This window comes from Sphingomonas sp. ERG5 (assembly GCF_000803065.1).
In the GTDB taxonomy this organism is placed as follows: Bacteria; Pseudomonadota; Alphaproteobacteria; order Sphingomonadales; family Sphingomonadaceae; genus Sphingomonas.
Map to the genome: position 1 here is coordinate 58,965 of NZ_JSXI01000068.1, position 13,178 is coordinate 72,142.

9 protein-coding genes are annotated in these 13,178 nt (G+C 65.2%); 7 read left to right on the forward strand and 2 right to left on the reverse strand.

Going from position 1 to position 13,178, the window contains the following annotated elements; genetic code table 11:
* Nucleotides 1-5: 5 nt before the first annotated feature.
* The 3 genes from OO12_RS22380 to OO12_RS22390 are packed head-to-tail and all read left to right on the forward strand — an operon-like array spanning nt 6 to nt 5,508.
* Nucleotides 6-2,363, forward strand: a complete 2,358-nt coding sequence (locus tag OO12_RS22380; protein ID WP_152616599.1) for a DUF5682 family protein — start codon at nt 6-8, stop codon at nt 2,361-2,363.
* Nucleotides 2,360-3,496 (forward strand): VWA domain-containing protein, encoded by a 1,137-nt coding sequence (locus OO12_RS22385; protein ID WP_034160979.1) that lies wholly within the window; start codon nt 2,360-2,362, stop codon nt 3,494-3,496. Before OO12_RS22380 ends, OO12_RS22385 begins: the two co-directional genes overlap by 4 nt.
* The gene (locus tag OO12_RS22390) at nt 3,493-5,508 is read left to right on the forward strand and encodes a hypothetical protein (protein ID WP_152616600.1); all 2,016 of its coding nucleotides are present in this window, start codon (nt 3,493-3,495) and stop codon (nt 5,506-5,508) included. Before OO12_RS22385 ends, OO12_RS22390 begins: the two co-directional genes overlap by 4 nt.
* A 1-nt stretch (nt 5,509) precedes the next feature.
* Here OO12_RS22390 and OO12_RS22395 read toward each other — a convergent pair whose 3' ends face one another.
* Together OO12_RS22395 and OO12_RS22400 are read right to left on the reverse strand one after the other, a co-directional pair.
* Nucleotides 5,510-9,154, reverse strand: coding sequence for a DUF4132 domain-containing protein (locus OO12_RS22395; RefSeq protein WP_034160981.1), 3,645 nt, complete (start codon nt 9,152-9,154; stop codon nt 5,510-5,512).
* Nucleotides 9,155-9,500: 346 nt separating this feature from the next.
* Nucleotides 9,501-10,397, reverse strand: a complete 897-nt coding sequence (locus OO12_RS22400) for a LysR family transcriptional regulator (RefSeq protein ID WP_034160982.1) — start codon at nt 10,395-10,397, stop codon at nt 9,501-9,503.
* A gap of 229 nt (nt 10,398-10,626) precedes the next feature.
* On the opposite strand from OO12_RS22400, the gene OO12_RS22405 reads away from it, so the two are divergent.
* The 4 genes from OO12_RS22405 (at nt 10,627) to OO12_RS22420 (ending at nt 13,125) form a co-directional block, all read left to right on the forward strand.
* Entirely contained in the window at nt 10,627-11,361 is a 735-nt protein-coding gene (locus OO12_RS22405) for an SDR family NAD(P)-dependent oxidoreductase (protein ID WP_034160983.1), read from the forward strand.
* Nucleotides 11,362-11,409: 48 nt separating this feature from the next.
* Entirely contained in the window at nt 11,410-12,162 is a 753-nt protein-coding gene (locus tag OO12_RS22410; RefSeq protein WP_034160984.1) for an SDR family NAD(P)-dependent oxidoreductase, read from the forward strand.
* Nucleotides 12,163-12,194: 32 nt separating this feature from the next.
* Nucleotides 12,195-12,794 carry an NADPH-dependent F420 reductase gene (locus OO12_RS22415; protein ID WP_034160985.1) on the forward strand — a complete coding sequence of 200 codons (600 nt, stop codon included), beginning with the start codon at nt 12,195-12,197 and terminating at the stop codon, nt 12,792-12,794.
* A gap of 172 nt (nt 12,795-12,966) precedes the next feature.
* Nucleotides 12,967-13,125: a hypothetical protein gene (locus OO12_RS22420; RefSeq protein WP_235364968.1), complete on the forward strand. Its 159-nt coding sequence runs from the start codon at nt 12,967-12,969 to the stop codon at nt 13,123-13,125.
* Nucleotides 13,126-13,178: the final 53 nt, after the last annotated feature.

Here is a 13,178-nt window from a genome sequence, read left to right on the forward strand (position 1 = left end):
GCGGCGTGGAGACTGTACCTCTCCAGGATCCGGCGCGTGCGCTGTGGGTGGTGCCGATCCGGCATCATAGCCCGGCGTGCGCGGCGCAGCTCGAGCGGCTGATCGCGGCGGTGCAGCCTGCGGCCATCCTGGTCGAGGGACCATGCGACTTCGATCCGCTGATCGAGCAATTGTGTGATCCGCGTACCCGCGCTCCAGTTGCGATCGTCTCGCTGCGTGAGGCCGTGGCGGGCCAGGCGACGCGCCGCGTCGCGAGCTATTTTCCCTTTTGCGCGCACAGCCCGGAGCTGGTCGCGTTGCAGGCCGCCGCGGCGCTGGGGCTGCAGGCCCGCTTCATCGACCTGCCCTCGACCGCGCGCGAGATGGTGTTCGACGAAGCGGGTGAGCCGGCGCGCTCGTTGCTCAGCGACGAGCGGCCATTCGACGTCGGCGACTATGTCACCGCGCTGGCGCGCGAGCTGGGGTGCCGCGACGGCAATGAAGTGTGGGACCAATTGTTCGAGGCCCGCATCGCCGATCCCGATTGGCAGCGTTTCTTCGCCGATGTCGCGCGCTATTGCGCCTGCATCCGGGCCGCGACCGACCCTGCGCAGCTGGAACACGATGGCACGCTGGCGCGCGAGGCGCAGATGCGCGCGATCCTCGCCGAGACGCGCGCCGTCGTCTCGGGTCCGATCGTCGCTTTGGTCGGCGGCTTCCATGCCACGGCATTGTTCGAGCCCGCGACGGATAAGCCGGTGGCAGCGCGCGCTGATGCCGGGCGATCCTATCTGATTCGCTATGGCATGCGGCAGCTCGATTCGCTGGGTGGCTATGGGGCGGGACTTCCTCTCCCCGGCTTCTACGACCGGCTCTGGCAGGTTCGCGACAGTGGCGGACAAGGTCTCGCGCTCGCGCTGGTCGGCGGCTTTGCTGCGCATCTGCGGGCGAGCGACGGTGCCGAGGCGCCGTCCTTCCCGGTGGTCGCCAACGCGGTCGAACAGGCAGAACGCCTCGCGGCGCTGCGCGGACGCCCCTTTCCCGCGCGCGACGACATTATCGACGCGATCCGCTCGAGCTTCATCAAGGGTGAGATCCCAGCCGAGCGTGTGCCATTGCTCAACGAACTCAACGCGTGGCTCACCGGCACAGCGATCGGCGAGGTGCCCCCTTCGGCGGGATCGCCCCCGCTCGTCGAGGCAGTGCGCGTGCAGGCGCGGTCGCTGGGCTTCGCCGTCAACGATGGCGAGCGGCGGACTCGCGAGCTCGACATCTACCGCAAGCCTCGCCACCGCGCGGCAAGCCGCTTCTGCCATGCCATGGCGCTGATCAAGGCGGATTTCAGCCAGCGCACCGCGGGACCCGATTTCCGCAACGATGTGGCGCTCGATCGGCTGCATGAGGTCTGGTCGGTCGCCTGGTCGCCGCTGGTCGAAGCCAGGCTGATCGAATTGTCCGAAGCGGCGGACACGCTGGGCGAGGCGCTGGCGTTCGTCCTGGCCCAAAAGCTCGCCGAGCTTTCCGAGCATGGCAAGGGGCGCAGCGCGCTTGCCGCGATCGACCTGTTCTCCGCCGCCTGCCGCGCCGGGCTGGGCACCGAAACCTATGCGATCCTCGCACTGGTCGAACAGCAGGTGATCGAGGACCCGCAATTGAGCTCGGTCGTTGCGGCACTGACCGATCTCGTGCTGCTGCGTCGCGGTCGCGAGACGCTGGGGATCGCCGACACGGCGCCGCTCGACCATCTGATCGGCGCCGCGTGGCGGCGCGTGCTGGCGCTCCTGCCCGAATTGACCGATTTCGGGCCGGATCAGGTGCGAGACGCGGTGAGCGCGCTGGCCGATCTGCGCGGGCTGATCGAACTGGCGCGTTCGTCGGAAGCGCCGATCGAGATCGCCTTATTCGATGAAGCGCTCGCCCGCCTGCAGGGTCAGCCGCTGGCGCCGATGCTCGCGGGCGCAGTGATGGCTTTCGCCGTGATTGACGGCAAGACCGATGCCGAAGGGCTGGCGGCCCGGCTTAGCGGCGAGCTGGCGAGCGGCTATGTCGATCCTGCCGAACGGCTGGCGTTCCTGGGCGGCATCATCGCCATCGCGCGCGAACTCCTCTGGACCTTGCCGGAGATCATCACGACGCTCGACGCGCTGATCGCGGGGCTCGACGAGGAGCGGTTCCTGGCGCTGCTACCGCATCTCCGTCTGGCATTGATGCCGCTCGACCCGCGCGAGATCGACCGGCTGGCCGAGGAAGTGGCGATTCGCATCGGCGCGCAGCCGGGGCAGTTGGCCACAACCGTCGATATCTCCGAGGCAGAACTCGCCGCCAATCTCGCGCTCGATCGCGAACTGGCGCTCGTGCTGGCGCGCGACAGAGTGGGAGGATGAGCGACCCGGTCCTCTTGCGGCGCTGGCGGCTGGCGCTGGGGCGTTATGCCGATCGATCGCTCCCCGCCGACGGAATGACCGGGGCAGAACGCCGCGCTGATCGCGCACTCGACTATCTCTATGCCCGAGAGATGGAGAAGCGCGGCCTGCGACGAGACAAGAATGGCAAGGGAGGCGGCGGCTCGCTCGACCCCAGCCAACTCACGCCGCTTGGTTGGCTCGGCGAGTTGCGCGATCTCTTCCCCCAATCTGTTTGTGAAACGGTACAGGCGCATGCAATCGATAATCTCGGCATGGCGGAACTGCTCAAGGACCCTGCGGTGCTTGACGCGCTCGAGCCGAACAAGGACCTGCTCAAGTCGCTGATCGCATACAAGGGGCTCGCCGATCCGGCGATGCGCGAGAAGATCCGCGACGTGACACGCAAGATCGTCGAGGACATCGTCCGCCGCCTGCGTCCGCGCGTCGAGGCGGCGCTGGCGGGGCGTCCCAATCGCTTCCGTCGAAGTCAGCTCAAGTCGATGCAGAATTTCGACTGGCGCGCCACGATCCGCGACAATCTCAAGAATTGGGATGCGACACGCGGCGTGATCGTCGCTGATCGCCTGCGCTTCTACGGCCGCAGCCGGCGGCGATTGCCCTGGACGATCATCCTGTGCGTCGACCAGTCGGGGTCGATGCTGGCTTCCACAATCTACGCCGCGGTCATGGCCTCGATCCTCACGGCCCTGCCCGCGGTCGATGTGAAGCTGATTGTCTTCGACACTGCGATCGTCGACCTGTCCAGCGAGGCGCATGATCCGGTCGAGGTGCTGATGTCGGTGCAGCTGGGCGGCGGCACCAACATCGCGGCTGCAATGGAATATTGCGAGACATTGGTCACTCAGCCGACCCGCACCATCTTCGTGCTCATCAGCGACTTCGAAGAGGGCGGATCAGTGCCGCGCATGCTCGCCGCAGCGCAGCGCATGGCGTCGGCCCGGGTCACGTTGCTGGGGCTCGGCGCGCTCAGCGACGATGCCGCCCCGGTCTATGACCGGCGCATGGCCGAGCGGCTGGCGGAACGCGGAATGCAGATAGCAGCGCTCACGCCGGATCGGTTCGCCGAGTGGATCGGGAGCGTGATCGCGTGATCGATGCTGCTTTGCGCGCTGGCCTGGCGGCATTCGACGATGCCGCGCTGGCGACGCTGGCAAATCCCGGGCTCGTCCGACGTGCGCATCGCGATGTCGAGGACGGCAAGCTGCGGCTCGTCTCCGCCGGCGCTGGCACGGCAGCGGTCGAGGCTGATGGCCAGTTGGTGACGCTCGACGTGCGTGGCCCGCGCGCGGCCGACTGCGCGTGCAAGTCGGTCGCCATCTGCCGCCATCGCATCGCCGCCGTGCTGTTCCTCCAGGGACTCGAGGAAATTGCGACCGTGGCAGAGGGGGCCGCGCCGGCACTGTCCGGATCGGAGGACATCCTCGCCGCGCTGGACCTCACCGCGCTTGAACGCTGGTCAGGCAAGGCCAGCTGGCGCGCGGCATTGGAACTTGTCGCGACAGTGCGACAGGTGGAACCGTCCGCAAACGCCATTTCGGTCGTCTTCGCCGACCTCGACGACCCCGTTCGTATCCTGCGCGGTCAGGGTTTTGACGGCATCGTCTCAAAGGCAGTCAAGGCACGCGTAAAGGCCTATCATGCCGCTGCCGTCCTGGCCGCGCATCACCATTTCGGCGTGGTCCTGCCCGAACCGGTCGAGGATGAGGCTCTGCCGGCCGAGGTCGACATCGACATCGCCTTCCTTCACCGTGTTGCGGCGAGCCTTGGCGAAGTTGCCACGCTCGGCTTCAATCTCGCGCCGCTGCCGCTTGAGGAATCGCTGTTCGAGCTGTCTGTGTCCTCGCGCGCGGACAGCCTGCCGCGCCTCTCGACGATGCTGCGCGCGATTGCTGCACAGTTGCGGTTGCGACGGCAGCGCGCGCTTGCGTTCGATTCCGATCGCATGCTTGAGCTCACCGCTACCGCCTTTGTTTTAACGCGGGCACTGGCCAGCATCGAGCCCCAGCGGCGGGCGGGTCTCACCGGCAAGGTGCGGCGAGACTTCGCGCCCGCCGCCCCGCTCACGCTGGTCGGCTGCGGTGGCGAGCGCTGGCGCACCGATACCGGCGCACGGGGCGTGACCGCCTGGTTCGTCGAGCCGGAGACCGGGCGCTGGCTCTCGACCACCTTGGCGCGCGGGGCGGGCCAGGACCCAGCATTCGCACCAGCCGAGGCATGGCGTGCGCAGTCGATGTGGCAGTCCGAACCCCTGGCCGTGCTGGCGCATGCCCGGGTCGTACTTGAACAATCGCGGCTGTCCGCCGACGACCGCCTTTCCGCGCCGGCCAGCGCGCGTGCCGTGATCGTCACCCGCGACGTGCGTCCGGATCCTGCCTGGCCAGGTGTCGTTCGCGACTGGAAGGACCTTCGGGAAGCCTGGCTTCGGCAGACTGGCCTGGGCCTCGACGCCAGTGACGGGGCGGTCGCCTGTCTCGTGTCGCCCAGTACGGTTGGCTTGCCCTATTTCGACGATCTCGCGCAGCAACTCGTCTGGCCGGTGCGCGATACGGTGGGCGAATGGCTGGCGCTGACGCTGGATCACGAAGAACCGGTGGCGACCGCCATCGAAGCGCTGGAAGCACATGTGCGCAGCGGATGGGAAGGCATGGTGCTGGTACGGCTGGTCCGTGCCGGCGAGGCGCTGGAAGCGCGGCCAATCACATTGTTCGGCGCCGGCGACCCGGTCGACCTTTCTCTGTGGCGGCGACCCTATACCTATGGCCGGCAACAACCAGGCGACGCCGTGCGCAATTGGCTGGAGCGGTTGCGAAAAAGCGGCGCGCGACGCTTCATCCGACGCCCGCGCGGGGGCACTGAGGCGGCTTTGGCGGCAGCGTGGCGGCAATTGCTGGACCGGGCGGAGATTGGCCCCGCGCTGGCGCAATCGATCGACGGCAGGTCGACCGGCGGGCTTGCCGCTCATGCCGACCGGCTCGATAATCATGGCCTGCCGGCGCTGGCCGACCTGATGCGTCATGTGCGGGACGCATCAACGCTTCTCGTCGCGGCCTATGGCCTGCTGGTGGCGCGGCAGCAGCGCTGCGGCGCGCCCTTGTTGCGATAGATCACCAGGGCGAGATCTTCTCCCACTCCGGATCAAAGGTGCCTTTGGCAGCGACGGCGTGATAGTCGGCCCAGCACTCGGCCAGCATCACCGGCGGCACGTCCTTGAGACGATAGGCGCCGCGATGCCCCTGTTTCGTGAAGTGAAGTTCCTTGAGGGCCAGCGGGTTGTTCTCGTCCACGGCATGGGAGCCGGTGTGGAAGATCGTGGCGGTGATGCCATGGCTCGGGAACTTCTTCTCATATTCGTGGCAGCCGCCGCTATCGCGCATGATCCGTTGATAGCCGCGCTTTTCCGCCACACCCCGGAAAGTCAGGCTATTGGCCTTCCAGCCCTGGCGATCGAGAATCACCTCGGCGTCGCCTTGTTCGGCCGAGAGGGGCGCGCGGAGCGCGTCGAACTGGGCGAGGAAAGGTTTGACCTCATAATCCTTCAGGTGGTTTGTCCAGACTCCGCAGATCGCTTCGTCGACTAGCGTGCCATGGGCCAATCGCATCGTGGCGAAGCTGTCGATATCGACGGGATTGTCGGCAGCGTCGGTGAAGTCACCCTCCTGGGTTGGCCGAAACAACCCGAGGGGATTGCCGTCCTCGTCCAGCCCCTGCCAGACCAGCCGCTCGACCAGCCGGCGCATCACCGGATGGTCGTGAAAGGCCAGCCGCCAGTCGGCCACGAGCCAAGCGCGTTCGACGCACATTGCCTCGAACAGACGGGAACCCTGCAGTTCGATCACCTGCGCCAGCTCCCTCTTGGCGGCAGCGAAGGCCTTCTTGGATTCTTTGGTGGCGTCGTCGTCGCCGGCAGGAAGGCTTTTCACCGCCTTGCCGTCGGGGTTGAACAGGTGGATCGCCAGCATGGCATCGAGCCGTGCGGCGTACGGTTTCTCATCCTCGCCGCAGGGCAGATCGAGCACGCCCTCGTCGTCGAAGCCCGCAGTCGGAACCGTGCGGTCGGCCAGTTCATCGAAACTCCAGCCGCGATCCTCGGCATAACGGGCGGCGATCTCGGCGGCGCGGGCCTGGGTGCTCTTCTGCTTGAGCCGGACCGAGGCGGCGATCACCACCTGCAGAGCGGCCGGCTGACCGATTCCCGCCAGCACCTCGAGCAGCGCCATGGCCTGGTTGGAGCGTCGCCCATGCTTCTTCAGGAACCAGCGGACGCGGTTGGCGGCAAATACGGGATCGGCGCGGCAGGCAAGCGCGAGCACTCCCTTCGCTTCGGACCCGGAGTTGAGCGGCTCGCTGGTCTTCTCACGGATAATCTGAGCGATCACCCGCTCGCGGTCCTCGGGTTTCGGATAGGGAATGTAGAGCCACGCCAGATGCTGCTGGTAGTTGGCAAGCGCATATGCCGTCGCCTCCTCAAGCGTCGCTGTGCCGGTGTCGTAACCGATCCAGCTATCCAGAACCCAGTTCGAAAAGCTGCGTGCATCGTCTTCCAGCAACTGGTCGAGATAGATTCCGAACTGCCCGCTTGCGGCCGGATCCTTGAGCCGAATCGCCAGCGCCAGCCAGTGCTGCACCAGCAACGACGGAACGGCAGAGCCGTCGCGGAAGTGCGGCGCGGGAAGGCCGTGGGCGGCGAGCCAGGCCGGCACGTCCGGCGCGACCTTGGCACAGGTGGTTTCGGCCTCGGCGATCAAAGATGCAGGACCGATCACATCGGAAAGGTCGAAGCCCATGCGCTGCAGGCTCTCGATTAGCGCGGCGCGAACCGGATCGCTCTTCTCCTTCTTCAGCCGTTTGCGCAGCGCGCCCTCACTGGTGACGGAGCGAAGGTCGGCCAACCAGACCGCGACGTTGATCCGGACCTGCTGGCGCTTGTCGTCAAGCAGCGCCTCGATCCGCGCGACAAGCTCCTTGCCGTTGCGCAGCAGGGCCATGGCCTGCCGCCGCAATGGGCGTTTTTCCGACACCGCGATGTCGAGTATCTTGGCGAAATAGCGTTGCGGCGTCACCGGCAGCAGACCGACCGCCTCTAGGGCGCGATCGATCTGGATCGGCTTTTCCGTAGGCTTCAAACCCAGCGCCTCATCGAGCGCGTCCATGTTCTCAGCGACCCAGGGCCAGACGGCATCGCGCGGCAGATCTTGCAGTACCGACAGGGGGCTGCGGTTGGTGTGGCGATATACTTGCTGATGGAGCAACGTTCGAAAATGAGTGCCGGAAATCAAATCGCGCAGGTCGAGCCGCTCCTGTTCGAGCCAAGACCGTAGCAGATTCACGCCAAATAGATGATCCTCCCGATAGGCGAGCTCCGTGCCGACCAGTCCGCCGACATCATCGAAATTCGAGGCTTTCAGGATGCCCAGCGCGCCGCGCAAGCTCAGCCGATCCAATACGGCGCGAAGCCACGCCTGGCCGTCGCCCCGAAAACGGATCATATGCGCCAATTGGTGGTTATTGCCCGCGGGGAGCGGCGCGCCCTCGGTCAGCGTGGCAAAGGTCCCTTCAACTACATCGCGGGTATAGGGCGGGGGTGGCGGCGGGCGCGTCGTGAGGGTCTCCGCATACTTCTCGATATGCGCCGCGTGCATTTCCAGCCGCCGCTCTTCGATCTTTTCAACCAGCTTGACATATTCGACGCAGGCCTCCGCGGTCGGTGGCGGGATTTCGTCCGCGCCAAGCTCCTTGCGCTCGGGCAGGGCAACGAAGCTGCCGTCGATCGCGGCATAACCGGATGCGGCGGGTTTGCCGTCGACGGAGGGCGCTTCCTCAACCGCGTCGGCCTCGAGGATCGCCAAAATCGCAGCCTGCACCTTGGCCGCCTTTTCGATCTTCGCGCGCTCGGCCAGCAAAGCGAGGATTTCAGGCGTGCCATTGCGTCCGGCTGCCTGGACCAGGCCGTAACGCGTATCGATATCCGCTTGCGGAAGGAAGCGTTGGAGCAAGTTCAGGAGTTGTTCCGGGGCGAGCCGGGCAAGCGCGGACGTAGTGATTTCGCGGTCATTTTTGTCGAACGGCCGGGTCAACATGGCGACCAGGATCGCCTCGATCTCCGGCGCAGAGGTTGCCTTGTGATGCTCGGCGAGCTTTACGCCGATTGCGCGATGCTTCGGTTCGGCAAGGCGCAGCGCTTCGGCAAAGGCGGCGGGATAGGTGTTGAGATAGCCGGCAAGTTCATCGCTGGCGGACCAGCTACCGACCGAGTGCGTAACGAACTCGCTTTCCGATCGACGCAGGATCAGCGCGAACAGGTCCACCATGGTGCCGCCGACTTGCCGGAAATGGGCAAAGGCGGCCTTGAGCGGAATCACGTCCTCCCACTTAACCTTGTACCTGTCCTGCATGAGCGACAGCCCATGGAACAGCATTTCGTTCAGGCCTGTCACCGCCAGTTCCGTGTCGGTCAGCGGCTTGTTCCACGGCGTCCTGACATATTTGGTCGCGATGCGGACCTGGAGCAGGCGCAGCACCTCCGGTCCTGGCTGGATTTCGCCGCTGACCAGCGCCTGGCTGGTCTTGCCGAGCATTTCGATAAGCTTCGGTTCGGCCTTCTGGTAGGGCGAGGTTGAAAGAAGATTGGCCTGGCTCAGCGTCGCGATCGCGTCGAGCGCATCCGGGCGCTCGCCGCTCGCGACATAGTGGAGCGCTGCTCGGCCAAGGCCCGGGCGGTAATGTTCGATCCGTTGAAGTTCCATCGCCATTGCGGGATGCAATTGCGTGCTGCTGTTTGAGGCCCGGGGAGTTTCCCCTCCTGCGATCTTACGGCCGAACATCCTATTAAAAGCGCGTTCCATGTTCATAACGAAGCCCCAAAACCAATCAGGTTCCCGGGGTGAATTAGCTCGTAAATGTGAAAGAAGTTGAAAACGGTTCTTCTTGTGCCGAGTTTGGATCGGCAATGTCTCACCTCGCCTCGCTTAACCGGACGGCGGTTATACGCGCCATTCTCGGTCGTTCGGCCGCCACATCGACAATCCCGAAAGCGGCCGCTCGTTGAGAAGCTGCAGCAGGCATGGCTTTCCGCTGCGAGCAACGACCTGCCGGGCGTCAGTCGCGCGATACTGACAGCCCTGCGAGAAGCCGCTCGTGCGCGGCGAGCCTGCGAGACACGAACTCGCTGAAGAGCCGCACGCGTTTCGTCTTGCGTGTCTCCCCCTGGGTGAGAATCCAGAGCGTTCCGTACAGGTGCAGGTCGGTGCCCGGCACCCTCGCCAGCAGCGGGTCGGCATCTCCGACAAAGCAGGGCAGAGCCGCGATTCCCAGCCCCTGCCGCACGGCAACGATCTGCGCTGCGGCGTCTGTGGTCCTGAAGGGAACCCCCGTGGTGGGAACTTCACCCTCGCCGGCCCAGTCCGGAATGCCATGCATGCTGATGACGATCCACCGCATGGGATCGGGCGCGCCCGCACGCCACGCATCTAGCCGATCGCGGGACATGTAGACGGCGCCGAACAGTTCCGGTCCCTTCATGCCATGGAGATTGAGCGGCAGGGTTTTGCGATCATAGACGACGCGGATCGCCACGTCGGCCTCCCGGTTGGTCAAGTTGGCCAGCTCGCCGGACGTCAACATGTCCATCTCGATGTCCGGATGCAGCCGCGCGAAATCGGCGAAGTCGGGGATGAGGAGATGTGTCGCGAGGATCGGCGTCAACGTCACTCGCAGAAGCCCACGCACGCTCTGGTCGCGCCCGAAGACGCGCGTCTCCAACTGGTGCGATGACGCTTCCATCTGGTTTGCGAGTTCGAGGACCTCCTCGCCCGCGCCCGTCAGGCGATAGCCCGAAGGCCGCTTTTCGAACATCTGCGCCCCTAGGCGTTCCTCAAGCTGGGCGATGCGGCGCAGCACCGTCGCGTGATTCACGCCGAGCCGCTTGGCGGCGGCCCGCACCGAACCACCGCGCGCGGCGGCGAGAAAGTAGCGAACGTCATCCCAGTCGATCATGGTGCATTCCCGCGCCGCAAGCCTCGCTTTTCCGAAGCCCTTTCTACCACGTTGAGCTGCAGTGCGCATGATCGTCCCGATGTTCAATCGCTTGCCCGGATCGTTTTCGCACCACCGATGTGCGCGATTCCACACTCACCGCCTGACTTCGGCGAACCCATGTTGAGGTTCTTGGGGGACTTCCCCGTACTGCCAAAGGCCCGAGACGGCGAAACAAGGACTGCACGACATGACCAGATTGAATGGAAAAACCGCCGTGATCACGGGCGGCGCGACCGGCATCGGCCTCGCCGCCGCCAAGCGGTTCGTCGAGGAGGGCGCCTTCGTCTACCTCTTCGGCCGCCGGCAGGATGCGCTCGACGCCGCCGTGGCCGAGCTTGGGCCCAATACCCGCGCGGTGAAGGGTTCGGTCTCGGATGGGGTGGACCTCGACCGACTCTACGCGGCGGTGAAGGCCGAGCGCGGAAGCCTGGACGTGGTCTTCGCCAATGCCGGTGCGGGAAGTCCGCTGCCGCTCGGCCAGATCACGGCCGAGCATATCGACGAAACCTTCGACACCAATGTGAAGGGGACGATCTTCACCGTTCAGAAGGCGTTGCCGCTGATGGGCCCGGGCGGTTCGATCATCCTGACCGGGTCGAGCGCCGGCACCACCGGTGCCCCGGGATTCACGGCCTATAGCGCGAGCAAGGCGGCGGTGCGCAATCTCGCGCGGAGCTGGGCGGAGGACCTCAAGGGCACCGGGGTTCGGGTCAACGTGCTGTCGCCCGGGGCGACCGCGACCGAACTCGCAAAGCAGGCGCTGGGCGCGGAGGGCCAGAAGGCCTTCGCCGCACTGACTCCGCTCCTGCGCATGGCCGATCCGTCGGAGATCGCGGCAGCGGCTGCGTTTCTCGCATCGTCGGACAGCAGCTTCATGACCGCCAGCGAAGTCGCCGTCGACGGCGGCCTCGCGCAACTCTGACCACCTCGCGGCCCCAAGCCTGGCCAACACATAACGAAGGATAAAACTATGAAAATGCTCGAAGGTAAGGTTGCCGTCATCACGGGCGGCAGTAGCGGGATCGGGTTGGCCACGGCCAAGCGCTTCGTGGACGAAGGCGCACACGTCGTGATCACCGGGCGACGCGAAAAAGAGCTGAAGGACGCCGCGACCTTCATCGCGGAAAACGTTACGACGGTCGTGGGCGACGTGTCTCGCCTGGAAGATCTGGACCGGCTTTATGCCGTCGTGAAGGAGAAACACGGCCACATCGACATAGTCTTTGCCAACGCAGGTGCCGGGACAATCGCTCCGCTCGAAATGGCTACGGAGGCCCATTTCGACCAGACCTTCGACGTGAACGTGAAGGGGCTGTTCTTTACCGTTCAGAAGGCCCTTCCCCTGCTCAAGGACGGAAGTTCGATTATCCTGAACTCGTCGGTCTCGAACGTGTTGGGAGTGCCCGGCTTCAGTGCCTATGCCGCGAGCAAGGCAGCCGTGCGCAACTTCGCGCGCGCTTGGACACTGGAGCTGAAGGACCGCAAGATTCGGGTTAACACGATGAGCCCCGGGCCGATCGAAACCCCCGCCCTGGAGACGACGACCGGCCTCACCCCTGAACAGGCCGAGCAAGCGGCAGCCCAATTTGCTTCTCAGATCCCGATGGGCCGCAGGGGCAAGCCGGAGGAAATCGCGGCTGCCGTCACCTTCCTCGCCTCCGATGAAAGCTCGTACATCACCGGTGTGGATCTCGCCGTCGATGGCGGCATGGCGCAGGTCTGACCCCCGACATTACCCAAGATCGGAGAAACATCATGAGCTACGCAATCATCGGCTTCGGCTCCATCGGCCGGGCCCTGGCCAAGGCATTTGCCCGCAAGGGCATCAAAGTATCGGTCGCCACCACGCGCGACCCGGAAAGCTTTGCAGCCGACGCGGCGGCGATCGGACCCACGATCCTTCCAAAGACGCTGGCGGATGCGCTCGAAGCGGACATCATCTTTCTGGCGGTCCGTTTCGAGTCGCACCCCGATGTCGCGAAGGCGCTCCCCAGCTGGCAGGGCAAGACCATCGTCGATGTGACCAATGCCTACGGCGTGTCCCTTGAGGGAATGGGAGGGCAGCCTTCTGCCAGGTTCGTCGCGCAGGCCTTCACCGGCGCGAAACTGGTCAAGGGCTTCAACCATTTGGTCGCCGCCGTCCTCGACCAGGATCCGGCTGTCCATGGCGGCCGGAGAGTCGTGTTCCTGGCGAGCGACGATGACGGCGCCACGGACGAGATCGGCGCGCTTGCGGAAAATCTAGGCTTCGCGCCGATCAAACTTGGTGGGCTTTCGGAAGGAGGACTGCTGGTGCAAGCGCGCGGAAAGAACTGGGGGCATCTGATCTTCAAGGACTTGATCAAGTTCGACTGAGGAGCGCGACGCTCCCCGCCGGCAGAGTCACATGTGAATTGGAGAAAGGCCATGGGCATCGAGAAGAACATCCAGACCGTGAAGGACCCGCCCGAAGACCGGAGTGATCTGCGCGCTTCATAATATCGCACGCCGTGCGCTCGTCGCACGAATTGTCTCAAAGGCGGTGCCGATGTACGACCAATCCACACAATCCCAATTGATCCGGTTCGCGCGCATCGATGCAGGCTTCACAGTCATCGACGTTTACCCGGGCGACGGCGACTGGACGCGTCTCTTCTCCGACATCGTGGGCCCCGAAGGTCGGGTCTACAGCTTCGTGCCGGCCTGACCCAACGCCCCCCGATGCTGGCGGGGACAGGCCTGCGCCTCCACGAATCGATG